Origin of the sequence: Phorcysia thermohydrogeniphila (genome assembly GCF_004339575.1) — a bacterium.
Lineage (GTDB): Bacteria > Aquificota > Aquificia > Desulfurobacteriales > Desulfurobacteriaceae > Phorcysia > Phorcysia thermohydrogeniphila.
The window spans coordinates 100,220-126,229 of the sequence record NZ_SMFV01000001.1 but is presented as its reverse complement, the minus strand read 5'-3'; the positions used below and the strand labels follow the sequence as shown (position 1 = coordinate 126,229).

The window sequence follows — 26,010 nt, the reverse complement described above, 5'->3', positions numbered from 1 at the left end:
GATGGGAAAAATAAGAGCTTTCTTTATGACGCTCGGAGTAATCTTCTTTGCCCTTATCGTCTTTACCATCACAAAGGTCCTTTTCCTACCCGAAACCTCAATAACGGGCAACAAAATAGGAGTTGTCAGGGTTGAGGGAGTAATTAGCTCCTCTGAGCGCTACATAAAACTTCTCAACCAGCTTGAAAAGAACAAAAGCGTTAAAGCAATAGTTTTACGCGTTAACTCCCCCGGCGGAGTTGTCGGCGCCTGTCAAGAAATCCACGACAAGGTAGAGGAGATTACTAAGAAAAAACCTGTAGTCGTCTCAATGGGAAGCGTTGCTGCCTCAGGAGGACTCTACATATCCGTCCCAGCAACGAAAATAGTTGCCAACCCCGGAACTATTACTGGCAGTATCGGCGTTATACTGCAGACGTATAACGTCAAAGAGCTGGCAGACAAGTGGGGAATAAAGGTAGTAACAGTAAAGAGCGGAAAGTTTAAAGACCTCCTCAATCCTTTCAAAGAACCTAAAAAGGAAGACCTTAAAGTTCTTCAGGAACTCATCAACGACTCCTACATGCAGTTTGTTGAAGCGGTCGCAAAGGGTAGAAAACTGCCAATAGAGAAAGTCAAGGAAATCGCCGACGGAAGGGTGTTCACGGGCAGAAAGGCGAAAGAAATAGGACTTGTTGACGAGCTCGGTAACTTTGAAAGAGCTATAGAAATCGCTAAGGAGCTTGCAAAAGCCCCAGATGCCAAAGTTTACGAAGTAAAGCCCAAAAAGACGCTCCTCCAAAAGTTAATAGGCGAGGAAACCAAAGAGACGTTAAGCACAATTGTGAGAATTCTCAATGGACAGGTTAAAAGTTTTAACCTTATGTATCTCCTTAATTAGTAGCTTCGCCCATCCGGCCTACGGCTGGATAAAGGTTTACACGAAGAACGGCACGATTTACATCGTCGGCGAGGGCGAAAAGCGGTTTAAAAAGCCGAAAGAGGATAAGCTAAGGAAGATAAAAGAGAAAGTTCGTTACTACGCGAGGAAGTATGGAATTCCTGAAGAGCTCTTTTTAAACCTCGTGAAGGCTGAATCAAACTTTAACCCTAAAGCCGTCTCGCCCAAAGGGGCAATGGGGCTCTGCCAGCTCATGCCTCAGACGGCTAAGGAGCTCGGCGTGAAGGATCCTTTTAACATTGACGAAAACCTAAACGCAGGAGCAAAGTACCTTAAAAGGCTCTATTGGAAGTATAAAGATTGGAAGCTTGCAATTGCGGCCTATAATGCAGGAGCTGGAACTGTAGATAAATACGGGGGAATACCTCCATACAGAGAAACCCTCAGTTACGTAGAGAAAGTTACAGCAGGCAGAACAGGCTTTAACACTCGCAAAAAACGTTACCGCATAGTTGTAAAAAGCGTCGGGAATACTGTTATAATTTCGCAGGAATTTGAGTAAAGGGGAGAACGGAAATGAAAGTCCTTGTAGTAGGTTCAGGTGGAAGAGAACACGCCCTCGCGTGGAAGTTGGCTCAAAGTCCCCTTGTAAAGAAAGTTTTTGGAGCTCCCGGGAACCCCGGAATAGCAAAAATCGGAGAGTGCGTAAACATTCCGGTAACAGATATAAAAGCCCTTGCCGAATTTGCAGAAAAAGAGGGAATAGACCTCACAGTAGTAGGTCCTGAAGCACCGTTAGTTGCAGGAATCGTTGATGAGTTTGAAAAGAGAGGCCTTAAGATTTTTGGCCCTACAAAAGCAGCCGCACAGCTTGAGGGAAGTAAGGCCTTTGCAAAAGAGATGATGAGAAAGTACGGAGTTCCTACAGCAGACTTCAGGGTATTTGATAACCCTGAAGAAGCAAAGGCCTACATAAAGGAGAAGGGAGCTCCCATAGTCGTAAAGGCAGACGGACTTGCCGCAGGAAAGGGAGTTACGGTCGCCAAGACCGTTGAAGAGGCAATAGAGGCAGTTGAGAAGATAATGGTAGAGAAAGTCTTCGGTGAGGCCGGCAATAAAGTTGTAATAGAGGACTGCTTAGTAGGTGAAGAGGCCTCTTACCTTGTAGTAACCGACGGTGAAAGGTTTATCCCACTGGCAACTTCTCAGGACCACAAGCAGGTGTTTGATGGCGATAAAGGACCAAACACCGGAGGAATGGGCGCTTACTCCCCTGCCCCTGTCCTCTCTCCGGAAATGGAGAAAGAGGTTCAGGAAAAGGTTATAAAACCAATACTAAAAGGTATGAGGGAAGAAGGGCACCCCTTCAAGGGTATCCTCTACGCAGGGCTTATGATTACTGAAGAAGGACCAAAGGTTCTTGAGTTTAACGTTAGGTTCGGAGACCCCGAGGCTCAGGTAATCCTCAGGAGGTTAAAAACAGACCTCGTAGAGGTGTTTAACAGCGTAATAGACGGAAAGCTAATAGATGAACTCTCTTGGATTCCCGAAACTGCGATATGCGTTGTCCTTGCCTCTAAGGGTTATCCCGGAAAGTATGAGAAAGGAAAAGAAATTACAGGAATTGAAGAGGCAGAGAAGTTAGACAACGTCGTCATTTTCCACGCCGGAACTGCTGTAAAAGACGGAAGAGTAGTCACAAACGGCGGTAGAGTCCTAAACGTAACAGCCCTTGGTAAGGATATAGTTGAGGCAAGGGAAAACGTCTATAGGGCGATAGAGAAGGTACACTTTGACGGAATGCACTACAGGAAGGATATAGGCCTTAAAGCACTAAAACGCTTGGGAAGGGCGTAGCTTTTCGCCCTTTTCCTCTCTTTTCTCCCCCTTCCCTTTAAGGAGCTCCATATACTCCTTGGCGATAACGTTTTCAGGGTCAAGGATAAGAATATCCTTAAAGAGAGATTCTGCGTAACTCTTTTTCCCCTGATGGAACAGAGAAATGGCAAGTTCGTTGAGGAAGTTTACATCAGTAGGGTAGATTGCGAGCATCTTCCTTGCCACAGCCTCTGCCACAGAAAACTTTTTGAGCTTTCTCAAGGCAAAGGACAGCCGCAAGTTACCGTAGTAGTTGTAGTAATCAATCTTTAAAAGCCGATACATAAGAGACTCCACATCGCCCCAGCGACCCTGAGCCATGTAGGGTAGTGAAAGCCCAAGCATCGCCTCAACAGAGGATGGAACGCTCTTTAAAGCCTTTTCATAGTGGTAAATAGAGTTTGCATACTTTCCAATCAAGTAGTAAAGCCATCCAAGCCTCAAGTTCACCGTATAGCCGTTAGGGTAGTTCTTATAGACGGGCATTAAAGCCTTTATTGCTTCCTCGTAGTTACCGCTTTTTTCGTAAGTAAAGGAACTCTGGTAAGCTTCCTTTATTTCCTCGTAGGTCAGCGGGTAGGCCGACGTCCCGAGGAAAAAGAATAAGAAAACTGCTGTCAGAACTCTCTTCATTTCCCTTACCTCTCTTTAAAGCGGGGCATACGCCCCAAAGACTAAAATCTATAACCAACAGAAAGAGTTCCTACAGTCTGAGTAACAGATTCTCCAGTATCTACCTCTTTGTACCTATTGATGCTAAGGTTCAAAGAAACTCTTAAGCCGTTTCTGAAAGTATAGCCAAGCTCTCCGTAAACTCCACCCTTATACTTTTCTTTAAGGTTATAGACCACAAAACCGCTGTTCTTGACGGCAAAGACCTGCTCTCCTGCCCAGCCACCGAACTTAACGTCAAGCCCTCCGTAGTAATACCTGAGGGCAACATCCAAGGAGTAGTAGTTACTATCCCCAAGACCTACTTTACTCTTGTTCTCAACGTAGATGCCGTAACCGGTCACATCGGTATAGAGAGCTCCCCTCTTATAGTCCGAAAAAAGCCTGAAAGTAGCGTGGGGAGTAACCTGAAAGACGTTAAAATCCACAGTGTTACTGTAGCTCGTGTAGTAGAACCCAATTCCACCGCTCCAGTTAAAGAGGTAAGGGTAGGTCTTTTGGTAACTTGAGTAAGTTCCGTCAAAGAAGAGTGTAAAACCGCCATCCGTAAGGTCATCGTCGCTGTTTATGTAATGAAGACCGAAGGTAAAAGTGTGATTCCTAAGGAAACCGTTTGTATTTGTGTAGGCGACTGTAAAGTCCTGCTGGTCTAAGTCAGGCTGGTCGTTCTTATAGCTAATTCGGGTAAGCGAAATCCCAAGCTGAAGGGTATCCTGCCCCATTGTAAGGGCCAAGTAGCCGGTGGCAGATTCCCCCTTGTCCTTAACGTCAGAGCCGCTGTAGTTGATGTAAGTTCCGTAAAAGGCCTCATAACCTGTAAGTTTTACCTCCTGAGCATTTGCCTCAGAAAGGCCCAGCAAAAAGGCACTACACGCTAAAAGCAGTTTCCTCATCACCTCTCCTCCTCTCAATCGTTACGTTTTCCCCAAAAGTAACCTTTTCAAAACCAAAATCTTCTGAAATCTCCAAGGCAGCAGAGAGCCTACCTTCAGGCAGAAATATATCAGACTCTACCTTGTTTTCGGAAGAAAAACGGCTTTCCACTTTAACTTCAAAGAGGCTGTGTTTAAAAGATGAGAGAAAGAGGTAGAGCTCCCTCCTAAGCTCTGACGAAAGTGTCATAAGAGGCAGGTAATCCTCCCACCTCATTATTTTTCCAGAAATCAAAGGAATCTTAGGAGCAGCAAAGAAGAAGTATTTAAGTGGAGAGTTCAAGTTTCCCTCAAAGTGGTAGAAGTAAAAGGTTGAGTTCTTTATTCCAAAGTAAAGTTTAGAAGCTCCGTCTGTTAAGTAAAAAGTACCGTCTGGAGCCATTTTCACGGTAACGGAAAACTCCTTTCTTTCGCTGTTTTCTCTTACTACAAACTCCATACGCTGGTCTATAAGAAGGTTTAGTCTGTTCCTAAGACCTTTATCAGGGAATACAGGCTCTAATTTCTCTCCCACTTTCGGAACACCGGTATCCTTAAAGACTCCGTTAGAAATGTAAGAGGAGAAACTAAAAGGAAGCGTCGGAGAACCCGGCTCTGGTAAAGCTTGAACGTGAATGTGAATGTGAGGTTGAGGAGAGTAACCGGAGTTACCGCAGAGTCCAAGAAGAGCTCCCTTTACAACGTAATCCCCCACCTTCACCTTTATAGAGTTTTGCTTAAAGTGAGCAAGGAGAACGTAAAAACCTCTTTTATCGTAAATGACAACGTAATTACCCCAGTTATTCTCTTTATCTGCCTGACCGGGAGGGTTATCAGGAAGCGAGTTAACCACAGCAACCACCTGTCCCTCTACTGGAGAGAGAACGGGTTTTCCAAAAGCGTAGTAATCGGTAAGGTAGATACCTTGATTTTTATAGGTTTTCCCCTCCTCATCCGTTATAACAAAGTCAACGGCGTACTTCCAAGAACCCTTGTGGGTCCACTCACCATCAAAGGATTGCCAAACAGTCCACTCTCCAGAAAAAGGGAGAGCTACCTCTCTTCCTGTAAACGGGAACCTCTTTGAAACGGTCAGGTAGTAGTCAAGAGTCCTTTCAGGAGTCCCTTTGTAGATTTTCGTAACGTAAAAGTAGCTCACAGAGAGGAGAACGTAAAGGAGCAGGTGTGTAGTAACGTTGAAGGGCAGTGCAAAGACCGGAAGTCCATAGCTTTCCCAGAAAACCTTTGCACCCTCAACAACTGGAACAGACAGAACTGCTGAAAGAATAGCGAACTTGTAGCTCCTGATTGACGGAATAAGGAAAACTCCACCAACTGCCATTGAGGTTAGGATGTAGTTGAAAGAGGAGGTATCAGAGACTGCAGAGTAGAAAGAACCTACAAAGAGAGCTTTTGTGAAAATACCGCATAGATACCCGAGAACTGAAAGAAAGGTAAGAATCCGCGAGATGAAAAGGAGCAGGAGGAAAATAACAGCTCCAGCAAAAACGTTCGGCATAAAGAAAATAGCTCCTAAGGACTTTAAGTAACCCGCTAAGATACCGGGGAGCTCAAGAGGAAAGAAAAAAGAGTGGGGATAGAGGCTACCTACAAAGAGGTTAGAAAACTTAGAAGAGGCCAAATATAGGAGAGAGCTCGCTACAACAAAAGGAACGCTTAAAACGGGAAGTTTTAAGTAGTAGGAAAAGAGAGAAGAGAGGGTATACGTAAGGAGAAACGTAAGAACGCCGGCTATTGAGAAGAAAAAGAGGCTCAAAAGGTTTACTTTAAATAGGTAACCCAAGGAGAGGCCAACAAGGAGAGGGTTGTAAATGTAGTAGTCAAGCCTCAGGAACTCATCCTTAAAGCCAACAAGTTTTGCAAAGGCGTAGGCAGAAACTACGGCCGTAAAACCGCCGATTCCAAGGTTGGGGTTTAAAAAGGTAAGGAGGAGCAGGAGAGCTCCACCCTTAGTGCTTGAGTTAAAGAGAACTGCCGAGTAACTCCGCAGGATAGGAAGAGCGTACTTTTTCACTCCCATGAGAGCCTTAACCTCTCAGGTAGTCTCTCCCTCCCCACGATGTCAGATAAGTCTTCCCTTTCACGGATTAGCTCAACCTCTCCCTTCTCACCAATCAGTACTACAGCAGGTCTATAGCGGATAAACTGCATCCACTGGGTAACGTTGTAGGCTCCAACCGGGGAAAGAATGAGGCGAGTTCCCCTTGGTAGGGGAGGAAGGTAAACAGTATCGTCAACAACGTCTATGTTCATACAGAGTGGCCCGTAAAGAATGCAGGGCTCTAAAGGACCAGCAACCTCCTTGTCAACTTCAATCTTAAAGTGGTACCAGAAGGCCGTGAAGAGGACGTTAACGCCGGCATCAAGTACGTAGGCCTTCCTGCCGTCTGGCATGCGTTTAGAAGCGTGGACGGTAGTTATTAGAAAACCAGCCTCGTCAACGATTGCTCTACCACTTTCCAAAATGAGTTTTGGGTAGTCGCCGGGACGAAGGCTTGAAAGGAGAGCGCTTGCAATTCTTTCTGCAAATTCATCTATCGTGGGAACGGCCAGCTCAGGCGGAAGGTAAACACCCCTTAAACGGTTTCTTGATGGAAAACCTCCACCGATGTCAATGTACTCAATCTTAAATCCAAACTCATCCTCAACCCTGTAGGCAAACTCAACCATCTTCTTTACTTCTTTCTCGTAGGCGCTTGGTTCCAAGATAAAGGTTCCAATGTGACAGTGAAGGCCAACAAGCTCTATTTTGCCGCCAGCAGCAATCCTCTTTACAGCATCCAGGGCTTGACCGTTCTCAAGGTTAAAGCCGAACCTGCTCCATTGGGGGTATATGCCAGTATCCATGTTGAGCCTTATACCGGCTTTAACCTTGACTCCCAGCTCGTCAGCCACCTTTTCAAGGTCTGAAATCTCCTCAAAGTGGTCAATGTTTATCCTTGCACCTTCTTTAACTGCAGTTCTCAAAGAGTCTATCGGCTTGTAAGGGCCGTTGTAGATGATTTTCTCTCCCGGAACGCCCAGCCTCCTTGCCTTTTCGTACTCAAACTCAGAAACGACCTCTGCCGTTTCGCCTTCTGAATGCAAAATGGCGCAAATAGCGTCAAGGTAGTTGGTTTTGTAGGACCAGCTAAACTCAACGTTTGGGTACCTCAAGGTAAAGGCGTTCTTTACCTCCCTAAACTTTTGGCGAAGTCTTTTCTCAGAGAAGACGAAAAGGGGAGAACCAAACTCCTTAACGAGCTCCTCTATCGGTACTCCGTCTATCTCCCTCCTAACTCTTCTACCGTAAGGCAGAGTAGATTTTCCAAACTTGTTCATTAACCCTGTCTTAAGCTTGAAAATTACAGGTTTCTCGTAACGCTTTTTCATGTTACCCTCCATTTAAAACCTACCGCAGTTTTTACAGCGTTGCCTGCACTGTAAAGTGGGGAAACGGCCGTAGAGCTCCTTAGCCACAAAACGGTACCCCAGTCCATGGGGCATTTTCCCACTTAATACGGCTTTCCTAACGGCAGACATAAAGGCATCTGGGGTCTTGTACTTTTCAAGAAGGGACTTTTTAGAAGGAGCTACCGTTCCGTTGTGGCACGAAGCGCACTTTGTTTCCCAGAGGCCAGCGTAGGCTGGAGCTCCGAGAATAAGGGCAAAAACAAGTGCAACCACAGTCCTCATTGGCTTTCCCCCCTCGTTACAATTTTCTGGAACTCTACCATGTCGGTTACAAAGTCGTCCGTAAACCTCACGTAAAGCTTTCCGGCCTCGTAATCCCAGTCCCTCTCTGGCTCTATTCCAAGAGCTGCCTTTAAAAGTCTTCCGGGGAGGTTAACTCCAACACCGGTAGCAAAGTAGACCCACGCCGGAAAGCGAGGATTTATCTCTATCAGGTAGATGGTTTCGTCGTTCACTATGCACTCAAACTCAAAAGCGCCTCTCCACTTAAACTCAGATATGAACCTTTCTGTAGCAGAAAGGAGCTTCTCGTTTTTAACGGTAACTCCCGTCCAGATTTTCCCGAGGCTCGTTATCCAGAGCTTCTTTATGCCCACAAGGCCAAAGTGCCCTCCCTCACCGTCTCCGACCCCAACAACGTTCATCTCCTCACCAGAAACCACTTGCTGGACAATAACGGGGTAACCCCACTCAGAAACTATTGAGTTAAAGTAGGAAACAGCCTGAGAAAAGTTAAAAGCCTTGTAAGCCTTGTAGAAGATTCCCTTCACCATTACGGGATAGCCAATTTCAGAGAGAGCTCCCGTTAGCTCTTCGTAGGAAGTAACCACCTTTGTTTTCGGGACTTTCACGCCTATCCTTTCGGCAATTTCAGGAAGCTTGTCTTTACCCCTTAGCTTAAACTGCTCCTCAGTCGGGAGGAAAGTGCTTATTCCGGAGTTCTTTAAGGTTTCCTGTGCCTTTATGAAGAGGGGGAGCTCTGCGTCAAGGGCAGGGATAACAGCGTCAAGGCCGTAGGTTACCTTTATGTAGAAAAGCCTCTCTAAGAAAGGCTCTTCACCGACAGAAGGGTAGGGCATCAGGAAACTCTTAGAGATTAACCACTTCATATATATACCGGGCTCCATGGCATCGTAGGCAAGGCCGTAGACGGTAACGTCAAGTCCACTCTCCTTTAACCCCTTGGCTATTCCAATACCGGGCCCCGGGTTATCAACGGCGTTAATTCCAGAGACAGCAACCTTATACATCCTTACCCTCCAGTATCCCCAAAACCCTCAGCTGTTCAATGAAGTCAAGTAAGTCCCTCCTTGCCTCATCTTCCGAAACGTCGTACTCCTCCATGAGGGCAGAGAGTATTTCTTCCTCTCCCTTTCCCTCCTTGAGGAGCTTTATTATGAAGAGCCCAGTCCCGTTTACCGTAAAGCTGTTCCCCGTTTCAGGGTCAAAGATGAAACCCTCATCGTTAATGGCGAGCCTGTTAAGCCTACTCATCCTTTCCTCCCTGTAAAATTTCAACAATCTCGTAAGGATACCTTCCTTGGCTAAAGGCTATCTCCCTCAGTGTTTTATCAGGAGTCGCCTCTATTCCGTGACTTTTAAGCTTCTTAACACACTCCTTAACAGGAATTCCAAGCTCCTGACACACTTCCCTTAGAGTCATCCTACCCATACCGGAACCGGGCTGGAATTTAAAGGAGGTCTTCTCCTTCTTTGGTGAGGCAGAGAGGAGAATCTCGTAAATATGGGCAGGTGTGGTGTCGTTCTTAAGGGCAATGTCCTTTAGCCTCTCGTCTAAGGAACTAACCTTTATGCCCCTATCTTTTAGAACTTTGAGGGCTTTTTCAGGAGAAATTCCAACAAGCCCTGCTACCTTCTTAAGGGGGAAGACCTCCGTGTGGGGAGCAGGAGGCATTACCTTCGGCTTTTCCCACATGTTCTTAATCTGTTCTCCAAACTCAGAAACAAAGCTGAAGGGAGGAAGGTTCAAGATAGTGCCCACAGCTACAACAAGAGCAACTACAGAGGAAAGAAGAAACTCTTTGGAGAGGAGAGCTCCTGCCTTCCCCTTAATGTAGCTCACGATACTGCTCCAGTTTAGAACGACGTGCCAGATACCAAAGAAAACCATGAGGAAACCGAAGACGGTATGGAGGTTGTCCCACTGGTCCTTATCAAGTCCTAAGAACCTCCAGCCCGTCCAGTAAGCTACCCTTCCGTGGGGCATGATGTAGAGAACGACACCACTAACAACCATAGCTATTAGAGTAAAGAACAGGAAAAGGCTCACAAATCTTCTCATCTCCCACCTCCCACTACGGACAACGTCTCCTTATTCTGTACTCAGAACCCTTGCTCAGATTCTTAAAGTAACAGGCCATATAGGTATTCTGCACATTTAGAACCCTCCAGCGAGGAGGCGTAAAGACCATTAGCTGAAGGGAATCTCCCGGAGAAACGTCAATACTTGGAAACCTAAAGGTAGGGGCAAGGTAAACCTTTACGTTCCCCTGAGGGGTCTCAAGATCTGCAACCCACCAAGTTACGTTCTTCCTTCCGACACCCGGCTGTTGAGAGATGGATACGACTTTTCCGGTTAGAGTCCAGCTCCTTCTGTTTCCAGAGGAGGCCAAAGTCTTGTTCTTCTGGGCAACAGCTGTTCCTTTAACGTTAATTCCTCTACAAGGAGGTTTAAAGGTAAAGTCTATGAGAGCTCCAGCACTTTTATTTTCTACAAGACAGGCCATCATTCCCTCTATCCCACTTATCTGCCAGTAAGGTGGAACAAAGCCGGTAACCTTCACCTCATCGCCGGGCCTTAAGTTGATTGATGGATACCTCCAGACAGGAACGAGCCATACTTTAACGGTTCCGTTTCCCGTCTTTACATCCACGGTCCACCACATTACCTTACGCCTTCCAAAACCGGGAACTTTCTCCACTTTTAGAACCTTTCCTTCAACTACCTCTGTAAAGTCGGCAACGTAAGGTTTACCGGAAGAGCCGTAAAATCCGGCCTCGTGCTTAACTGAGAGGATTCTCTGAAACTCCTCAGTTGAGATGTACTGAGGTGTGTAGTCGCTACCGAAACGTCTAAGGAGTCTTACAAAGGCCCTCATATGGTTTCTTGAACCTTTCATCAAGTTCTGGTAGACAACCTCTACGTCCTCGTTGTCCGTCTTAGAGATAGCCTCTTCAAGGTCTTTGATGTCAAGGTCTTCAATTGTAGCTCCCACCTTTAAAGCAGCAATGAGAGAGCTCCTCCCCTGCTCAACGAGCTTGTTGTAGAGCTCCTGTAGTTTCTTATTCTTAAAAACTCCAACCCTGTTACCAGTTTCTGCAACCGGGTCTGGGATTCCGTACTTATCAAGGAGAACCTTCACCATCTTCATGTGTTGCTCTTCAGACCTTGAAATATTCCTGAAAACAGGAAGGGGATAAACCTTTGAAAGGGTCAGGTAAACGTCCCTTGCAAGCTTTTCCTCCTCCCTCATGTAGAGGAGGTCGGAAATCTCTGACTTGTTTAACTTCTGCTTTGGAAGGTTCTGAACGTAGTACTCCCCATAAGTCTTAACTGGCATTTTTGCATTAAGCTCAAAAGGAAAACAGAGAACTACTGCTGACAGAAGTACTAAGGCTTTCTTTACCATGGCTAACTCCCTTAAGAAGGTTTTTAGGTTCAGAGGGCCACCCGGAGAGACCCTTCTTTAAGCGTAAACATCCACCCCGACTGTAGAGCCAGAGTCCGAAACTGAGGTAGCGCCACTTACAGAGGAGATAATGTTCACGATGGACTCAAAGAGCTGGTCGGAAGTCATGGAGGCCAAGTCAAGTTGAAGTATCTGCTCCTTTACCTCTATCCTCTGCTCCTCGGTTAAATCCTGAAGGAGGGAGGAAACTTCCTGCCTCTGCTCTGGAGTCAAGAACTGCATCACAAGTCCCATTCCCTTATGCTGGCCATAATGACGCCTGTACTGGAACATCTGCTGGAGGAGCTGATACTGGACGTACGTCGTATCAGTAGTAGTTACATTGGAAACCATTTTCTTACCTCCCTCTCAAGGATTATATCCTCTCCGGGTGACCTGTTAAGTAAACAAGCAAGAGGAGTGCCAAGTTTTGGAGTAGCAAAGACAAGGACTGGTAAACAGACTTTCGGAAATTTTTCCGAAATCCTAAGTGAATCTCTCGGAAAGAATTCCGAATCTCAAGCTAAAGGAAGAGTTATCCTAAAGACAGTCCAGCCACCTTCTACAGAAGCCTCTATTTTCCCACCGTGGGCTTCAACAACTCGCTTGGCGTTGTAAAGTCCTAAACCAAATCCCCCCTTCTTAGTTGAACGGTAGGGAAGGAAAATCTTTTCAGTGTCTGGGAGCTCCCCCCCACTGTCCATAATAGAGACAACGTAGAAGTTCCCCTCTCTCTTTCCCTCTATCTTCAGTTTTCTCTTTTCCTTACCCTCTAAGGCCTCAATAGCGTTTTTTATAAGGTCTACAAAAACAGAGGAAAGCTTTTCAGGGTCAACTTCTAAGAGTGCCCTCTCAATGTTTACTTTCGTCTCTATTTCCTTCACGCCCAAGAGGTGGGAAAACTTTGCCACGGTTCCCTCAACAAGTTCCCGAATATCCACTTTCTCTTTCTCTAAGACTATAGGCCTTCTAAGGTCGGCAGTTTCTTCCAAGTACCTTCCGAGCCCCTCCACCTCTTTTTTCAGTTTTTCAACGTAAGGGTTCTCACAGTTACGCTCTATCCTGTGGAGGAGAAGGTTTAAAGTATTGAGCCTGTTCTTTACCTCGTGAAGGAGAGAGTGAATCACCAAATTGATACTCTCAAGCCTTTCCTTCTCCTGCTTCTCCTTTTCATAGAGGAGTTTCTCCTCAAAATACTTTCTAACGAGCCACACCGTAACTGCCGTAAAGGAGAAACTGAAAAATAGGAGGGCTACGAATGTGTAGAAGACGTGCTTATTAAACTCCTCTAAGTAGGAAAAGTCAAAGTAAAGGTTAAATGTAAAAGGCTCTACTTTAACGGTTTTTCTATAGTAGTTCTCGCCAACAGCAGAACCGGGAATGATTATCTCCCTTCCTCCTAAGCTGAAAGTAGCTCCAACTAAGAAAGGAGAGCTCTCCATGTAGGAACTAACAGCTTCAACGGGGTCACCACCTCCCGCAACTGTTCCCTCAATTATGGACTCTACCCTACGGGTCTCCTCAGCAATTACTGCAAAGTAGAAGTCTTGGAGCTCCTTATGAAGGAAGTATAGGTTGGAAACGAGCGCTACAAAGAGAACTCCAAGAACCAAAGCCGGCAGAAAGAGTTTCCTCATATCCCGTACTTCTTCCTCTTATACCTTAGAGATTTCTCGTCTATCCCAAGAAGTTTTGCAGCCCTTGTCTGAACGTAGTTCGTCCTCTTTAGGGCCTCTTCAATAAGCCTCTTTTCAAACTCTGCAACCTTCTCAGGAAGAGGCTTTGAAAAGTCAAGCTCGTTACACGGCTTACTTTCTGAAAGCTCTTCTAAGTCTCTTTCTGTTATTTTCCCTTCAGAGAATATAACTAAGCGGTGGAGCAAGTTCTCAAGCTCCCTGACGTTGCCGGGAAAGGAATAACTAAGAAGCTTCTGAAGGGCCTCAGGGGTTATCTCTACCTTTTTTCCGTACTTATCCGAGTACTTTTTGAGGAAAAATCCTGTAAGCTCTAAGATATCTTCGGGTCTTTCCCTGAGAGGAGGAATCTTTAAAGTCAAAACGTTTAAGCGGTAGTAGAGGTCTTCTCTAAACTCTCCCTTCTCAACGAGCTCTCTCAAGTCCCTGTTCGTCGCTGCAACGATTTTAACGTCAACCTCCCTTTCTAAGGTAGCTCCGACCCTCCTAACTTTCCCCTCTTGAAGAACCCTTAAAAGCTTTGGCTGGAGCTCTAAGGGGAGCTCTCCAATCTCATCCAAAAAGAGCGTTCCGCCGTCGGCCTCTTCAAAGAGTCCTTTTTTAGCTTTGAGAGCTCCAGTAAAAGCTCCTTTTTCATACCCAAAGAGTTCGCTTTCAAAAAGGTCCCTCGGAATGGCGGCACAGTTAACGGCAACAAACTTCCCTTTTCTGCCGCTTTCCCTGTGGATGAACCTTGCAATGAGCTCCTTGCCAACACCACTTTCCCCTAAGATTAAAACGGGAGCTTCCGCCCTTGCAAAAAGAGAGGCCTTTTTAAGGATATCCTCCATCTCTTTAGAAGCGTACACTATTTCTCCGTCCCTTTTCGGAACCTTCTTTAACCTTGCAAGCTGACAGGCCTTGTCTATCAGGTTTATGAGAACCTGAGGGTCAAAGGGTTTCGTAACGTAGTGAAAAGCTCCCTCCTTTATTGCGTTAACAGCGTCCTCAACGTTGCTAAAGGCGGTTATGACTATTACCTCAACGTCCGGATAATCCCGTTTTACCTTTCTAAGGAAAGAAAGTCCGTCCATTCCGGGAAGTCTAACGTCCGTCACAACAACATCAACGGAGTCCTTTAAGAGGGACTGAAGCCCCTTTTCAGCAGTAGGAGCAACAGACACCCTAAAGCCTGAATCCTGTAGGATTTCCTTTAAGAGCTCCCTCTGGACATCGTCGTCCTCTATCACCAAAACCCTACACTTCTCCACTTGCTTCTCCAAAATGGTAGACTTTCCTGCTCCCATTAATATAACGGGAGGAAAGCTGAAAATGAAGGTTGTAAAGCTTTCAAACGGAGTAACTGTCTCTGTAAGGGAAAGGGAAGACCTAAACTCCGTAACGGTAAGCGTCTGGATAAGGGCTGGAGCTTCTTACGAAACAGATAGAACAAGAGGAATCGCTCACTTTTTAGAACACATGATGTTTAACGGAAGCAAAAACTTACCTGCCGGAGCAATTGACAGGGAGGTTGAGAGCCTCGGAGGAGAGATAAACGCAGCAACTTCTTACGACTACACTTACTACTACATCAACCTTCCCTACGAGCACGGAAAGCGTGCCCTTGAACTTATCGCCGAACTCGTCCTTAACCCTCTCCTTTCGGAAGAGATGTTACAAAAAGAAAAACCCATAGTCCTTGAAGAGATAGCCCGAAGCAAGGATAACCCTCAGGAAATCTTTGCAGAGAAGTTCATGGAAAAGCTATACAGGAAAGCCCCTTACAGGTTCCCCATCTTAGGATTTGAGGAAACGGTTAAAGAGTTTACGGCAGAAGATTTAAGAAATTTTTACGAAAGCCTTTACACCCCAGAACGGATAACAGTTTCCATCGCAGGGAAAGTAGAAAGTGAGGAGATGTTTTCCGTAACGGAAGAGCTCTTTGGCAGTTTAAAAAGAAACTCTGAAGTTAAAGAGCCTGAGGAAGAAAAGGCTGTTACCGTAGCAGACGAGTTTACCGTAACCCACCCTGCCGTGGCCGTTCCTAACGTCCTCCTTGGCTGGAGACTGCCAAGGGCAAGCAGAGAAGACATCTATTACGAAATTCTTGACTCTCTACTTTCTTCCGGAAGGAGCTCCCTCCTTTACAGAAGGCTGAAAGAGAAGGGATTGGCCTACGGAGTTTACTCAAGCTACCAGAACCTCCTCTTAGGCTCAAACTTCTACATAGTGGTCATAACCGACAGGATTGACGAAAGTAGAAAAGCCTTAAAGGATACCCTGCAGGAGGTCTTATCCATATCAAAAGAAGAGTTTGAGTTTGCTAAAGAAAAGCTCTACAAGGGAGAAATGTTCGCAAGGGAAAGCGGAGAGGCAGAGGCTGACGCCATAGGCTACGCTCTAACAGTAATGAGGGACAAGGACTACTACGAAAAGTTCTTCTCAGACTTAAAAGAGGCAAACTACAAGGAGTTCTTAAAGAGGGTGCAGTTCCTACAGGAAGAGCCTTTAACTGGCTTACTCTTACCAGCCCGTTAAGAAATGCAGACTAAATTTTCCTTGTAGTACTTAACGCCAAACTTCTCTTTAAGCTTTTCTATCTCCTGCTTGTAGAGCCTTTCTGCCTTCTCTAAGGTTAGCTTCTCCTTTATGAGCTGATAGGCATCGCCGTAAAGGAGCTCCCTTGCCGGCAGCCTCCTCTTTACAACCACAAGGAGAGCTCTCCCGTCAGGAAGAGGAATTATCCCCCTATCCTTTTTCTCCTTAAAGACAAGGGTAGAAACTGGATTACAATCTGCGTCGGCAGCAGTTACCTTCCACACTCTCCCGCCTTTTAAAGAGCCTTTAGAGAGAGCTCTCTCCGCATCTTCTTTACTTCTAAACTCGTAGATTACAACCTCAGCCTCCGGAGGTCTCTTGAAAAGACCTTTATGCTTCTCGTAGTAGTTCTTTATCTCCTCATCCGTAACTTTTACTGAAGAAAGAACCCTTTTCTTAAACTCCTTAACGGCTAAACTTGCAAGGAATCTATTATAGGAGGAAAGGAAATCTCCGTTCTTATCAAGGCCTTCTTTAAGAGCTCTCTTATAAAGAACGTACTCCAAAACTGCCTTTTTCAATTTCTCAGGAGAAGGTTTTTTGCCCAAGAGGGATTTCACGTCACTAAAACGAATCTTTTCTCCTTTATAGACTGCAATAACGTCCTCCGGAGAAGTCGGCCTGTCATCCACAAAACGAACCTCAGAGCTGATTCTGTTTAAGATCTCTTGGCGTTTCTGTACGAACTTTTTAGCTTCAAGATTTACCTTAACTTTCCTCTTAAGCTCTGGAGTTACCTCTTTTCCGGCGTAACGTTTCTTTATGAACTCCTCCACTTCTCTGTCAGAAACGGAATAGTCCCCAACCTTAGAGTTAAGAAACCTATAGGCAAGTCTCTTTATCCTGTAACGCTCTACTTTCTCTTTTATTTCTGGATTTTCAAAAATTCCCTTCTCAAGGGAATCTAAGAGAATGAGGTGTCTCTCAACTATCTCATCAAGGAGTTTTTTTCCGGAGTGAAACCTCTTAACAGAACCGGCCGGAAGGGCATTTTCAACCTTTTCGTAGTAGCTAACCGTTATAACTCTATCACCTACTTTTGCTAAAGGAGTATCAGGAGTACAGGTTTTAGAGCTCTCTTCAGAGCATCCGAAAAGGAGAGAAAGAGCTAAAGTGGCTGTTAAGAACTTTTTCATGGGGGAGCTCCCTCACAAAAACTTTCTTTGAATTCTATCACACAGACATAAAATTATCAGCTTCTCATATTTGATAAACAAAATTTAATAAAGTAAATTTACGCTCATTAAAAAACAGCACTAAAGTTATGGTAGAATTAGAGTAGGATCTTTGAAAGTTGAATAGGGCACGGGGCATAGTTCAGCATACTGAAACTTTTTGCTCGGAAAAGCTAATTTTCAATGAGTTACAGAATTTGATGGAAATCTTAAGTTCTGGAGATATTGATTTCCAATACTTTCAGATTTTTGCTGTTGAAATGCCCGAAAAAGTGGACGGGTTCTGTTTCTCTGGGGAGGAGTTTAAAGGAAGGGGAAAAAAGACAGGTTTCATATTTTCAAAGGGGGGAGTCTGAGGGGGGATTATCATCCCCCCTCACAATTGCCTGCCCGAAAAAGTGGACGGGATTGCGACAATTCTCTACTCGCTATTACCTCTGGGTTTGGATTTTTTGAGTGTTGAAATGCCCGAAAAAGTGAGCGGGATTGCAACGGTTTTTGCTTGACTACCTGTTTGATAACACGGGAAAACTTTGTTGAAACGCCCGAAAAAGTGAACGGGATTGCAACGCACGACTTACATTCAGCCATCATATCCTCACCGCTGGTTGAAATGCCCGAAAAAGTGGACAGGTTCTGTTTCTATGGGGAGGAGTTTAAAGGAAGGGGTAGAAGAGAAGCTTTCATCTTCAAAGGGGGGAGTCTGAGGGGGGATTTCATCCCCCTCACTTAAACTTTCATCTTATCAATCAGTTTCTTAACAACAAGGTCAAAGTAGTTCGCACTCTCCAAACACTCAATCCAGTCGGAAGGAATCGCAGAAGCTCCTAAATATCCCCCAACAAGCCCACCGGTTATAAAGGCAATGGCGTCTGTATCCCCTCCAAAGTCCCCGTAGGAGTTAACGGCCTTTAAAACGGCATTTCTAAAGCTTGAAACGTTAGTAACTGCCAAGTAAAGAGAAATCGCAAAGGCTTCAGGGGCAAAGCTTCCGTTTCCAAGCATCAGTATAACGTCGTCTAAGGAATCAACGTTCTTTATTAGAACCTGAGAAACCATGTCAAGGTAAGCCCTTACCATTTCAGTCCTTGCAAACTCCCTGAGTATCTCAACAAAGCCGAGTCTATCGTCGGTTGTTGAAAGTAAAACTCTTCCTCCTATGACCTCAGAAACGGCAACTGCAAGAACGCCGGCAGTATCTATGAGTGCCTCGTCGTTATGGGTAACGGAAGCGATGAGAGCTCCCTCCTCGTAAGCATCGTAACTGCTGTCCCAGCGAAAGATTCCGGCAGCAAGCGCTGGAACTGCCCCGTCAATGTCGGCACTTTTCACCCTTGCCTCTGACGGGTCAACGCCGGCAGCGTAAGAAAGGGCTGCGTTTATGTGAGAACCTGCAGGATACCTGTGGGACTTTTCGTCCTTTACCCACTCAATCAGCCTCTCTACGTAGAGCTCCTCGTCAAACCTACCCTTCTCTGCGTAAATCTCAAGAACGAGTAAGAACATCTGTGTTTCGTGTGAGTACTGTCCCTTCTTAAGGTGAGGACAGACAGACAGAGGTGAAGGTTCTGTAAAACCAACTATTGCCCCACCGTAGGCCTTCTTCACAGTTTCCCTGTCCATCTCCTCAACGAGAGTCCCGAGGGCATCCCCTATCGCAGCGCCAAGAACAGCTCCCCTGATTTTCTCCTCAAGCATCCTTCCTCCAAACCGTAGTCTTTGCATGTTAGAATATAAGAGCTTTTATGAAGCTAAGAGGATAAAGATTATGAACTTAGCTATAAAGTACCTGCCAAAATATACACTCAAAGACTACGAAAAGTGGGAAGGAAACTGGGAACTTATAGAAGGAATAGCCTACGCTTTGGCTTCCCCTTCTATACAACACCAGAGGACTGTAGGAAAGCTCTTTAGGTTCTTGGACGAAGCCATAGAAAAAGAGTGTAAAGGTTGCATTGTAGGCATAGACACCGACTACGTAATAGACGAGCACACAGTTGTAAGACCAAACGTTTACGTAATTTGCGATAAAGTCAAAGATAGGATATTAAAAGCTCCTCAGATAATCTTTGAAGTTGTTTCTGAAAGCACGAGCGAAAAGGATGAAGGATTAAAGAGAGAGCTCTACGAGAGGGAAAAAGTGGAATACTACGTCCTCGTCTATCCAGACCTAAAAAAGGCAAGAATTTTCAAGCTTGAGGGTGACAAGTATAAAAAGGTTCTTGACGTAACAGAAGATACGTTTACCTTTAACCTCAAAAAGTGCAAGCTTTCCTTAGACTTTTCAAGAATCTGGCCTTAGAAGAAAAGAGTAATGGTGCAGCCGGACAAGTTCTTCAGTAAATTAGGAAAGGAAGAGCTCCAGAAGAGGAAAAAAGCTTTCTTTCTCTCACTTATCCTCCCGGGGCTTGGACAAGTCTATCAGGGAAGAACTTTAACGGGAATAGCGTTCCTCGTCATATTCCTCTTTCCCTTCTACTACCTCTACCTTTTAGGATTTTCACTAAACTACGGCTCAGTCGCCCTTGTCCTTTCTCAACTCCTTCTCTATGTCCTTCAGGCGGTTGATGCCAAGAAAGGGAGTAAAAGGGAAACGTCTCCCTGCGAGGACTTCTGCCCGGCAGGGATAAACGTTCCGACATTCATGAGCTACGCAGAGGAAGGAGATTTTGAGAGAGCCCTCGGGTCAATTTTTTTGAGAGCTCCACTCCCGTTCACCCTCGGCAGAATATGCCCTGCACCCTGTGAAGAAAAGTGTGGAGTTTTACCGGAAAGACCCTTAAAGATAAGGGAAGTACACGCAGAACTTGGAAGAATCTTCCTTGAAAAAACGCCAATCAAAAGAAGAAAACCCTTCTTTCCTCCGGTTGAAAAAAAAGTTGCCGTTGTAGGTGGAGGAGTTGCCGGACTTACAGCCGCTTACTATTTAGCCTCCGCCGGTGTGAAGGTTGACATTTTTGAAAAGGAAAGGGAACTCGGCGGAATTCTAAACGTTATCCCTGACTTTAAGCTAAATAAAGAGCTAATGAGGAAGGAAATCGCTTTCATCACCTCATTTGAGAACGTAAGAATCTTCACAGGAACAGAAATTAAATCACCCCCTAAGGATTACGACGCTATCGTTATAGCGACTGGAAGTCAGGTTGAGAAGAAACTCAACATTCCAACAAGTGGAAATCCTGCAATTATTTATCCTCTATCTTTCCTTAAAAACCCACCAGAGCTTAAAAACAAAAGGGTAGTCATTATCGGTGCAGGGGATACTGCCTTTGACGTAGCAAGGCTCACTGCAAGAAACGGAGGGGAAGCTCTCGTATTCTACAGAGGGGAATCTCAAGAGATGAAAGCCCAGCAGAAGGAAATATCAGCGGCGGTGAGGGAAGGCGTCAGAATTTATACCAACTGCACTCCCGTAGCAGTTGAAGGGAATAGAATAGAGTTCTCCTGCGGCAAGCTCCAGTTTGACTACCTCGTTCCGGCCATAGGGTTTGAAAAGGACAGGGAGTTCCTTAAAGCCTTTGGAATCTCCGGAGAGAAACCTTACGAGAACGGAATTTACCTTGCTGGAGACGTCCTAAACGGAATGTCCTCAGCCGTTACCGCTGTGAGAGACGGTAGGAATGTAGCCGAACGAATACTGAAGGAACTCGGACTTTCAGAAAGAATATGGTTCTCTTTAGACTTTTACCATCCAAAGCCTGAGAAACCCTGTGGTGAAAATCTGTTTATCGTTTCGGAGAGCTCCCTGTGCCAGCACTGTGGCATAAAAGTTAAGAGCTAAGTTATAATTTTAAATACACTTAAGTTAGTTCAGGAGTACAAAACAATGGAAAAGCTTGCTCCAAGACTTGAAGACTACTTAGAAACTATCTACCTGCTTGAAAAGAAAAACGGCGTTGCGAGAGTAAAGGAAATAGCTCTTGAAAGAAACGTCCGTATGTCTGCCGTTACTGAAGTTTTAAAAAAGCTTTCAGAAAGAGGATTTATCCACTACGAACCCTACGGCTACGTAAAAACAACTGAAAAAGGAAAAACTTACGCGGAAAATCTCTACAGAAAACACAAGGCCATCATTGATTTTATGAGAACCGTCCTTCAGCTGCCGGAAGAAGTTGCAGAGAAAGAAGGTTGTCTAATGGAGCACCACCTATCACCGGAAACAGTAGAGAGAATAAAGAAACTGACGAAATTCTTCCGCGAAAAAAAACTACAAGAAGAGTTTAAGAGGAAGCTCTAAGGCTTTAAAAACATCCTTTCAGGCTCGTAAGTTCCCCAAACTGTCGGGTAAAAGTTTTTAACTTCATTTTTTGCAGCTTCAAGGACTAAAGGAGCTGCTATGTAGATAAGGGGTTGCTCGTAGGCTATTATCCTGTAGGCCTTTTTGTAAATCTCAACCCTCCTTTTAAAGTCAATCTCCTTAGCTCCTTCCTCAAAGAGCCTGTCAACCTCTGCCTCCCACTCGGTTGCCGGTGTTTTCTGCTCCGGATTCCACATGTGAAGCTGTCCCCTACTCATCCAGACGTTTCTACCACCGTTAGGGTCAATACTCCCAGTTAACCCAATTATCACAGCATCAAAGTCGTGGGTGTGGAGGAGCTTTTCAACGAGGTTGTTAAAGTCAAGGGGCTGAAAGTGAACGTCTATGCCGAGCCTCTTTAAGTCATGCTTGATAATAGCACCTATCTGAACCCTTGCCGGATTGTTTGAGTTTGTAAGTAGGTTAAACTCTACTTTGTGGCCGTCTGGGGTCTCAAGCCAGCCGTCACCGTTCCTGTCCTTAAGACCTATCTCTTCAAGGAGTCTTTTGGCCTTTTCTAAATCGTAAAGGAACTTAGGGTAGCTCTCATCCCAGTAGAGTTTATTTGCAGGCGTAACGGGAGAGTAAACAGGGTAGCCAAGACCGTTGTAAACGGTGAGGATAATCCCCTTTCTATCAATTGCGTGGGAGATTGCCCAGCGGAATTTCCTGTTCGTAAAGAGTTTCCACTTCCAGTCGGGAATTGCACCCTTTTTCTGGTTAAAGCACAGAAAGTCTGCCGTTAAAGAGGGACCAAGGTTGTATATCGTGTAGTTTCCTTTCTTCTCTCCCTCCTTAAGCTCTGGGAAGTCGTCCCCACTGAGGCCGTAGAAGTGGAGCTCCCCAGCCTTAAACTTTAAAAGCTGAGTGTTCCTATCAGGCAGTATGAACTTAACCTTCCTCTCTATGTAGGGAAGTCTGTTTCCTCTTTCGTCCTTCTTCCAGTAGTTTTCATTCCTCTCGTAAACAAGATACTGTCCCGGAACGTACTTAACGAGTCTGTAAGGCCCCGTTCCTATAAGATTTTCAGGGGGAGTAGAAACAGTCCAAGTTTCCATAAACTTTCCATTCTCTACAGCCTCTTCAAGAACGTGTTTTGGAAATATCGGTGCAGAGAGAGAGTAGAGTAAAGGAGCAAAAGGCTCTGGAAGTAGGAACTCAACCGTATATCTGTCTATCTTCCTGACCTTTGGAAGTTTTCCATCAATTAAAAACATGTCCTTCGTTGAGTTGGGTATTTTCGGATTAAAGTAAATCTCGTTATAGGTAAAAACAACATCGTCTGCCGTAAATTCTTTTCCGTCAAACCACTTTACGCCTTTTCTAAGGTGGAAAATCCAGCGAAGGCCTCCGTCCTTAATTTCCCAGCTTTCGGCTAAAGCTCCCCTCGGTTTTAAGGTTTTAATATCAACTTCTGTTAGACCTTCAAAGAGCTCCCCAACGGCGTCTGTTGAAGAAGTTTCATGAGCCATAACAAGATTAAAAGTTTTCGGGTCTGAGGAAACCGCTAAGTAAAGAGTTCCCCCGTACTTTCCCGGCAGAAAACGCACCTTTTCAAGGTCAACTGGCTTACCGACAGAAAAACTTTCCTCTTTCTCTGAAGGTTCAGGAACAAAACAGAGCGCCAGAGTAAAAGCAGATATAATCAAGACAATAAATAGGATTAATTTCCAAACAACTTTCATTTTCCTTCTCTCACCTCTCCAACTTAAAGGCAAATTCTACAAATATCAGAATACAGCTGTTAACCCTAAAGTTACGTTAACCATTGATTTTCATAAGCTCTTGATATAATCTAAACTCCAAAATTCCCAGAGGAAGGAGTGTCAATGGCAAAAGAGGAAAGGTACGACGCATCGGCTATAAAGGTTCTTGAAGGACTTGAGGCCGTCCGTAAAAGGCCGGGAATGTACATTGGAGACACCGGTAGCTACGGACTTCACCATCTCGTCTTTGAAATCGTTGATAACAGCGTTGATGAGGCTTTAGCCGGATACTGTACCGAGATAAACGTTGTAATCCACGAGGATAATTCAATTACCGTTGAGGACAACGGAAGAGGAATACCAGTTGACATACATCCAGAGTACGGAAAACCTGCTGCCGAGATAGTTCTGACGGTTCTCCACGCCGGTGGAAAGTTTGAGAAGAAGGCCTACAAGTACTCAGGTGGTCTTCACGGCGTTGGAGTCTCTGTAGTTAACGCCCTCTCAGAGTGGTTAAAGGTAGAAATCCACAGGGACGGAAAAGTCTACAGACAGGTTTACGAGAGAGGAAAACCTGTAACTGAGTTCATGTGCATAGGAGAAACAACTAAAAGGGGAACGATAGTAACCTTTAAGCCAGACCCAGAAATCTTTGAAGTTACAGAATTCAGCTGGGATATCCTTGCCAACAGACTAAGGGAACTTGCCTTCCTCAACAAAGGCCTCAAGATAACCTTAAGGGACGAAAGGGTAGAGCCTCCCCGTGAAGAGGTCTTCTACTACGAGGGAGGAATCGTTGAGTTTGTAAAGAAGATAAACGAGAAGAAAGACCCTCTCTTCCCAGAACCCATATACATAAAGGGAGAGAAGGACGACGTAATTGTTGAAGTAGCGCTCCAGTACAACTCAACCTATACCGAACAAGTTTTCAGCTTTGTCAACAACATCAACACCCGTGAGGGAGGAACTCACGTAACAGGCTTTAGGACAGCACTTACAAAAGCAATTGTCAGGTTTATAGAGGAGAACAACCTACTGCCCAAGAACTCAAAGCTTTCAATAACTGGCGATGATGTAAGGGAAGGACTCGTTGCCGTTATATCTGTAAAAGTTCCAAATCCCCAGTTTGAAGGACAGACAAAGTCCAAGCTTGGTAACTCTGAGGTTAGGCCGATAGTTGCCTCAATTGTTTACGATAAGCTCTACTCCTTCCTCTCCGAAAGGCCAGATATTGGCAGGAAGATAGCCGAGAAGGTGATAACCGCTGCAAGGGCAAGGGAAGCTGCAAAGAGGGCGAGGGAGCTGACGAGGAGGAAGGGAGCTCTTGAGGAGTTTTCCCTACCCGGAAAGCTTGCAGACTGTTCAGAGAGAGACCCTCAAAAGTGTGAGCTCTTTTTAGTTGAGGGAGACTCTGCCGGTGGAAGCGCTAAGCAGGGAAGGGACAGAAGGTTTCAGGCCATTCTTCCACTAAAAGGAAAGATTATCAACGTAGAGAAAGCAAGGATAGAAAAGGTCCTCTCAAACGACGAGATTAAGACGATAATTACAGCCCTTGGAACGGGCGTCGGAAAAAGCTTTGACATAAACAAGCTACGCTACCACAAGATAATCATAATGACAGACGCAGACGTTGACGGAGCTCACATTAGAACGCTCCTTCTAACCTTCTTCTTTAGACAGTTCCCAGAAATTGTTGAAAGGGGACACCTCTACATAGCCCAGCCTCCCCTCTACAGGGTTAAGAAGGGCAAGAGGGAGATGTACATAAAGAGCGACGAGGAGCTTGAAGGCGTAATCCTTGACTTTGCCTTAGACTCTGTAACTCTCCTTGACGGTAAGGGTAACGAGATAGAGAGGGAGAGAGCTCTCAAAATCGTTGAGGAGCTTAGGAAGTTAGAGAAAGTGGTCTCCATCCTTTCTAAGAGAAGGAACAGGGACATAGTGAACATCCTGCTGAGAGTTAAGGCAGACTACAGGAGCTTGTACGAAAGGGAGAAGACAGAGAAGCTCGTAGAGGAGATAAGGAAGAACCTTCCAGAATCTCTAAGGGAAACAGAGTTTGAAATCGTAGAGGACAAGGAGCACTGTACATTCAGGATTATGTGCAGGATTCCTTTTGACAAATACCTTAAAAAGAGCGTCGTGATAGATGAGGACCTTTTAATGTCAGACCTCTTCAAGCAGGGAAGAGGCTTAAAGGGAAGGATAAGGGAAGAGCTCGGACAGCCTCCATATAGGGTTAAGACTAAGAAAGGAGAGGTAAAGGAGTTCTCTACACTGGAGGAGCTCTACAGTTACCTCCTTAACACCGGAAGGGAAGGAATTTACGTTCAGCGCTATAAAGGTCTTGGAGAGATGAACCCAGAACAGCTCTGGGAAACCACTATGAACCCAGAAAACAGAACGCTCCTCAAAGTATCCGTTGAGGACGCCGTAAAGGCAGATGAGATATTCACTATCCTGATGGGTGACAAGGTAGAGCCCCGTAAAGAGTTCATCCAGAAGTTCGCCAAGGAGGTAAGGTTCTTAGACGTGTAACGGAGAGAGCCTTGAGTCCTACTCTTCATAGAGAGAAAGGATTTCGCTTTTTCTTCTATTCCAACGAAGGAATAGAACCTCCACACGTTCACGTAGTTAAGGGTGGATGCGAAGCTAAGATATGGCTTAAGCCAAACGTTTCCGTTGCAGAGAACTTTGGCTTTTCTCGTAAAGAACCGAGCACTATACTTGAAATAGTAGAAACGAACCTTGAAAAGTTTTTGGAGGCATACAGGGAATGGCACGGAAGATAGGAGATATAGGAGTTAAAAATATTCGTTTCACAGATGACAAAATCTACTTTGAGCTAAGGGATGGAAGAGAAATAGGTGTCCCCCTTGACTGGTTTCCGAGGCTTAAAGAGGCTTCTCCAGAAGAAAGGAACAACTACTATCTGACTGCTAATGGAACTGGTATCCACTGGGAAAGTATAGACGAGGACATTTCTATCAAGTATCTTTTAAGGGAAGAGTTTTTGCTACACGACTCCCTTGTAGAGAAGGCCTAAGGAATTCTAAA

At 45.2% G+C, this 26,010-nt stretch carries 26 protein-coding genes; 11 read left to right on the top strand and 15 right to left on the bottom strand.

The window, feature by feature from the left end; genetic code table 11:
- Position 1: 1 nt before the first annotated feature.
- From sppA to purD, 3 genes are read left to right on the top strand one after another with little or no spacing between them, the layout of a single operon-like run.
- On the top strand, positions 2 to 880 hold the full coding sequence (gene sppA, locus CLV27_RS00630; protein WP_132524767.1) for a signal peptide peptidase SppA: 879 nt from the start codon (positions 2 to 4) through the stop codon (positions 878 to 880).
- Complete coding sequence (locus CLV27_RS00625) at positions 837 to 1,442, top strand: lytic transglycosylase domain-containing protein (RefSeq protein WP_132524764.1); 606 nt, start codon at positions 837 to 839, stop codon at positions 1,440 to 1,442. The genes sppA and CLV27_RS00625 overlap by 44 nt, the downstream gene beginning before the upstream one ends.
- A gap of 14 nt (positions 1,443 to 1,456) precedes the next feature.
- The gene (purD, locus tag CLV27_RS00620) at positions 1,457 to 2,737 is read left to right on the top strand and encodes a phosphoribosylamine--glycine ligase (protein ID WP_132524762.1); all 1,281 of its coding nucleotides are present in this window, start codon (positions 1,457 to 1,459) and stop codon (positions 2,735 to 2,737) included.
- Here the strand turns inward: purD and CLV27_RS00615 are convergent.
- From CLV27_RS00615 to CLV27_RS00560, 12 genes are all read right to left on the bottom strand, one after another.
- Positions 2,714 to 3,391: a tetratricopeptide repeat protein gene (locus tag CLV27_RS00615; protein ID WP_132524760.1), complete on the bottom strand. Its 678-nt coding sequence runs from the start codon at positions 3,389 to 3,391 to the stop codon at positions 2,714 to 2,716. The genes purD and CLV27_RS00615 overlap by 24 nt on opposite strands.
- A gap of 41 nt (positions 3,392 to 3,432) precedes the next feature.
- Positions 3,433 to 4,323, bottom strand: coding sequence for a hypothetical protein (locus CLV27_RS00610; RefSeq protein ID WP_132524758.1), 891 nt, complete (start codon positions 4,321 to 4,323; stop codon positions 3,433 to 3,435).
- The gene (locus tag CLV27_RS00605) at positions 4,298 to 6,382 is read right to left on the bottom strand and encodes an urea transporter (protein WP_132524756.1); all 2,085 of its coding nucleotides are present in this window, start codon (positions 6,380 to 6,382) and stop codon (positions 4,298 to 4,300) included. Before CLV27_RS00605 ends, CLV27_RS00610 begins: the two co-directional genes overlap by 26 nt.
- The gene (locus CLV27_RS00600; RefSeq protein ID WP_132525520.1) at positions 6,373 to 7,734 is read right to left on the bottom strand and encodes an alanine racemase; all 1,362 of its coding nucleotides are present in this window, start codon (positions 7,732 to 7,734) and stop codon (positions 6,373 to 6,375) included. Before CLV27_RS00600 ends, CLV27_RS00605 begins: the two co-directional genes overlap by 10 nt.
- A gap of 12 nt (positions 7,735 to 7,746) precedes the next feature.
- Entirely contained in the window at positions 7,747 to 8,037 is a 291-nt protein-coding gene (locus tag CLV27_RS00595) for a c-type cytochrome (protein ID WP_132524754.1), read from the bottom strand.
- Positions 8,034 to 9,065, bottom strand: a complete 1,032-nt coding sequence (locus CLV27_RS00590; RefSeq protein ID WP_132524752.1) for an ATP-grasp domain-containing protein — start codon at positions 9,063 to 9,065, stop codon at positions 8,034 to 8,036. Before CLV27_RS00590 ends, CLV27_RS00595 begins: the two co-directional genes overlap by 4 nt.
- Positions 9,058 to 9,309 (bottom strand): HPr-rel-A system PqqD family peptide chaperone, encoded by a 252-nt coding sequence (locus CLV27_RS00585; RefSeq protein ID WP_132524750.1) that lies wholly within the window; start codon positions 9,307 to 9,309, stop codon positions 9,058 to 9,060. The genes CLV27_RS00590 and CLV27_RS00585 overlap by 8 nt, the downstream gene beginning before the upstream one ends.
- A complete protein-coding gene (locus CLV27_RS00580; RefSeq protein WP_132524748.1) occupies positions 9,302 to 10,117 on the bottom strand; it encodes a DUF4405 domain-containing protein in 816 nt (271 codons plus the stop codon). Before CLV27_RS00580 ends, CLV27_RS00585 begins: the two co-directional genes overlap by 8 nt.
- Before the next feature lie 13 nt (positions 10,118 to 10,130).
- On the bottom strand, positions 10,131 to 11,465 hold the full coding sequence (locus CLV27_RS00575; protein ID WP_132524746.1) for a DUF2202 domain-containing protein: 1,335 nt from the start codon (positions 11,463 to 11,465) through the stop codon (positions 10,131 to 10,133).
- 57 nt (positions 11,466 to 11,522) lie between these two features.
- A complete protein-coding gene (locus CLV27_RS00570) occupies positions 11,523 to 11,858 on the bottom strand; it encodes a hypothetical protein (protein ID WP_132524744.1) in 336 nt (111 codons plus the stop codon).
- A gap of 164 nt (positions 11,859 to 12,022) precedes the next feature.
- A complete protein-coding gene (locus CLV27_RS00565) occupies positions 12,023 to 13,141 on the bottom strand; it encodes a sensor histidine kinase (RefSeq protein ID WP_132524742.1) in 1,119 nt (372 codons plus the stop codon).
- Positions 13,138 to 14,448 (bottom strand): sigma-54-dependent transcriptional regulator, encoded by a 1,311-nt coding sequence (locus CLV27_RS00560; protein WP_243644817.1) that lies wholly within the window; start codon positions 14,446 to 14,448, stop codon positions 13,138 to 13,140. Before CLV27_RS00560 ends, CLV27_RS00565 begins: the two co-directional genes overlap by 4 nt.
- A gap of 61 nt (positions 14,449 to 14,509) precedes the next feature.
- Between CLV27_RS00560 and CLV27_RS00555 the strand changes: the two genes are divergently transcribed.
- Entirely contained in the window at positions 14,510 to 15,715 is a 1,206-nt protein-coding gene (locus tag CLV27_RS00555; RefSeq protein ID WP_132524738.1) for a M16 family metallopeptidase, read from the top strand.
- Here the strand turns inward: CLV27_RS00555 and CLV27_RS00550 are convergent.
- Positions 15,712 to 16,911 (bottom strand): peptidyl-prolyl cis-trans isomerase, encoded by a 1,200-nt coding sequence (locus CLV27_RS00550; RefSeq protein WP_132524736.1) that lies wholly within the window; start codon positions 16,909 to 16,911, stop codon positions 15,712 to 15,714. The two genes, CLV27_RS00555 and CLV27_RS00550, sit on opposite strands and share 4 nt — an antisense overlap.
- A gap of 553 nt (positions 16,912 to 17,464) precedes the next feature.
- Here CLV27_RS00550 and CLV27_RS08465 point away from each other — a divergent pair.
- Positions 17,465 to 17,683, top strand: a complete 219-nt coding sequence (locus CLV27_RS08465; protein WP_165863650.1) for a hypothetical protein — start codon at positions 17,465 to 17,467, stop codon at positions 17,681 to 17,683.
- Here the strand turns inward: CLV27_RS08465 and CLV27_RS00545 are convergent.
- Positions 17,680 to 18,648, bottom strand: a complete 969-nt coding sequence (locus CLV27_RS00545; RefSeq protein WP_132524734.1) for an ADP-ribosylglycohydrolase family protein — start codon at positions 18,646 to 18,648, stop codon at positions 17,680 to 17,682. The two genes, CLV27_RS08465 and CLV27_RS00545, sit on opposite strands and share 4 nt — an antisense overlap.
- Before the next feature lie 70 nt (positions 18,649 to 18,718).
- Here CLV27_RS00545 and CLV27_RS00540 point away from each other — a divergent pair, with 70 nt between their 5' ends.
- Genes CLV27_RS00540 through CLV27_RS00530 form a run of 3 tightly spaced genes read left to right on the top strand, consistent with a single transcriptional unit; the run spans position 18,719 to position 21,187 of the window.
- A complete protein-coding gene (locus CLV27_RS00540) occupies positions 18,719 to 19,252 on the top strand; it encodes a Uma2 family endonuclease (RefSeq protein WP_132525518.1) in 534 nt (177 codons plus the stop codon).
- A 12-nt stretch (positions 19,253 to 19,264) separates the two neighbouring features.
- Positions 19,265 to 20,731, top strand: a complete 1,467-nt coding sequence (locus CLV27_RS00535; RefSeq protein WP_132524732.1) for an FAD-dependent oxidoreductase — start codon at positions 19,265 to 19,267, stop codon at positions 20,729 to 20,731.
- Positions 20,732 to 20,776: 45 nt separating this feature from the next.
- Complete coding sequence (locus CLV27_RS00530; protein WP_132524730.1) at positions 20,777 to 21,187, top strand: metal-dependent transcriptional regulator; 411 nt, start codon at positions 20,777 to 20,779, stop codon at positions 21,185 to 21,187.
- Here the strand turns inward: CLV27_RS00530 and CLV27_RS00525 are convergent.
- A complete protein-coding gene (locus CLV27_RS00525; protein ID WP_132524728.1) occupies positions 21,184 to 22,932 on the bottom strand; it encodes an ABC transporter substrate-binding protein in 1,749 nt (582 codons plus the stop codon). The two genes, CLV27_RS00530 and CLV27_RS00525, sit on opposite strands and share 4 nt — an antisense overlap.
- A 144-nt stretch (positions 22,933 to 23,076) precedes the next feature.
- Between CLV27_RS00525 and gyrB the strand changes: the two genes are divergently transcribed.
- Genes gyrB through CLV27_RS00510 form a run of 3 tightly spaced genes read left to right on the top strand, consistent with a single transcriptional unit; the run spans position 23,077 to position 25,999 of the window.
- Positions 23,077 to 25,491 (top strand): DNA topoisomerase (ATP-hydrolyzing) subunit B, encoded by a 2,415-nt coding sequence (gene gyrB / locus CLV27_RS00520; RefSeq protein WP_132524726.1) that lies wholly within the window; start codon positions 23,077 to 23,079, stop codon positions 25,489 to 25,491.
- A gap of 11 nt (positions 25,492 to 25,502) precedes the next feature.
- On the top strand, positions 25,503 to 25,745 hold the full coding sequence (locus CLV27_RS00515) for a DUF4160 domain-containing protein (RefSeq protein WP_132524724.1): 243 nt from the start codon (positions 25,503 to 25,505) through the stop codon (positions 25,743 to 25,745).
- A complete protein-coding gene (locus tag CLV27_RS00510) occupies positions 25,730 to 25,999 on the top strand; it encodes a DUF2442 domain-containing protein (protein WP_132524722.1) in 270 nt (89 codons plus the stop codon). The genes CLV27_RS00515 and CLV27_RS00510 overlap by 16 nt, the downstream gene beginning before the upstream one ends.
- Positions 26,000 to 26,010 lie beyond the last annotated feature (11 nt).

What these genes read in the sequence shown, in the direction of transcription:
- sppA (WP_132524767.1), top strand. Translation starts at nt 2, where the DNA reads ATGGGAAAAATAAGAGCTTTCTTTATGACGCTCGGAGTAATCTTCTTT.
- CLV27_RS00625 (WP_132524764.1), top strand. Translation starts at nt 837, where the DNA reads ATGGACAGGTTAAAAGTTTTAACCTTATGTATCTCCTTAATTAGTAGC.
- purD (WP_132524762.1), top strand. Translation starts at nt 1,457, where the DNA reads ATGAAAGTCCTTGTAGTAGGTTCAGGTGGAAGAGAACACGCCCTCGCG.
- CLV27_RS00615 (WP_132524760.1), bottom strand. Translation starts at nt 3,391, where the DNA reads ATGAAGAGAGTTCTGACAGCAGTTTTCTTATTCTTTTTCCTCGGGACG.
- CLV27_RS00610 (WP_132524758.1), bottom strand. Translation starts at nt 4,323, where the DNA reads ATGAGGAAACTGCTTTTAGCGTGTAGTGCCTTTTTGCTGGGCCTTTCT.
- CLV27_RS00605 (WP_132524756.1), bottom strand. Translation starts at nt 6,382, where the DNA reads ATGGGAGTGAAAAAGTACGCTCTTCCTATCCTGCGGAGTTACTCGGCA.
- CLV27_RS00600 (WP_132525520.1), bottom strand. Translation starts at nt 7,734, where the DNA reads ATGAAAAAGCGTTACGAGAAACCTGTAATTTTCAAGCTTAAGACAGGG.
- CLV27_RS00595 (WP_132524754.1), bottom strand. Translation starts at nt 8,037, where the DNA reads ATGAGGACTGTGGTTGCACTTGTTTTTGCCCTTATTCTCGGAGCTCCA.
- CLV27_RS00590 (WP_132524752.1), bottom strand. Translation starts at nt 9,065, where the DNA reads ATGTATAAGGTTGCTGTCTCTGGAATTAACGCCGTTGATAACCCGGGG.
- CLV27_RS00585 (WP_132524750.1), bottom strand. Translation starts at nt 9,309, where the DNA reads ATGAGTAGGCTTAACAGGCTCGCCATTAACGATGAGGGTTTCATCTTT.
- CLV27_RS00580 (WP_132524748.1), bottom strand. Translation starts at nt 10,117, where the DNA reads ATGAGAAGATTTGTGAGCCTTTTCCTGTTCTTTACTCTAATAGCTATG.
- CLV27_RS00575 (WP_132524746.1), bottom strand. Translation starts at nt 11,465, where the DNA reads ATGGTAAAGAAAGCCTTAGTACTTCTGTCAGCAGTAGTTCTCTGTTTT.
- CLV27_RS00570 (WP_132524744.1), bottom strand. Translation starts at nt 11,858, where the DNA reads ATGGTTTCCAATGTAACTACTACTGATACGACGTACGTCCAGTATCAG.
- CLV27_RS00565 (WP_132524742.1), bottom strand. Translation starts at nt 13,141, where the DNA reads ATGAGGAAACTCTTTCTGCCGGCTTTGGTTCTTGGAGTTCTCTTTGTA.
- CLV27_RS00555 (WP_132524738.1), top strand. Translation starts at nt 14,510, where the DNA reads ATGAAGGTTGTAAAGCTTTCAAACGGAGTAACTGTCTCTGTAAGGGAA.
- CLV27_RS00550 (WP_132524736.1), bottom strand. Translation starts at nt 16,911, where the DNA reads ATGAAAAAGTTCTTAACAGCCACTTTAGCTCTTTCTCTCCTTTTCGGA.
- CLV27_RS00545 (WP_132524734.1), bottom strand. Translation starts at nt 18,648, where the DNA reads ATGCTTGAGGAGAAAATCAGGGGAGCTGTTCTTGGCGCTGCGATAGGG.
- CLV27_RS00540 (WP_132525518.1), top strand. Translation starts at nt 18,719, where the DNA reads ATGAACTTAGCTATAAAGTACCTGCCAAAATATACACTCAAAGACTAC.
- CLV27_RS00535 (WP_132524732.1), top strand. Translation starts at nt 19,265, where the DNA reads ATGGTGCAGCCGGACAAGTTCTTCAGTAAATTAGGAAAGGAAGAGCTC.
- CLV27_RS00530 (WP_132524730.1), top strand. Translation starts at nt 20,777, where the DNA reads ATGGAAAAGCTTGCTCCAAGACTTGAAGACTACTTAGAAACTATCTAC.
- CLV27_RS00525 (WP_132524728.1), bottom strand. Translation starts at nt 22,932, where the DNA reads ATGAAAGTTGTTTGGAAATTAATCCTATTTATTGTCTTGATTATATCT.
- gyrB (WP_132524726.1), top strand. Translation starts at nt 23,077, where the DNA reads ATGGCAAAAGAGGAAAGGTACGACGCATCGGCTATAAAGGTTCTTGAA.
- CLV27_RS00510 (WP_132524722.1), top strand. Translation starts at nt 25,730, where the DNA reads ATGGCACGGAAGATAGGAGATATAGGAGTTAAAAATATTCGTTTCACA.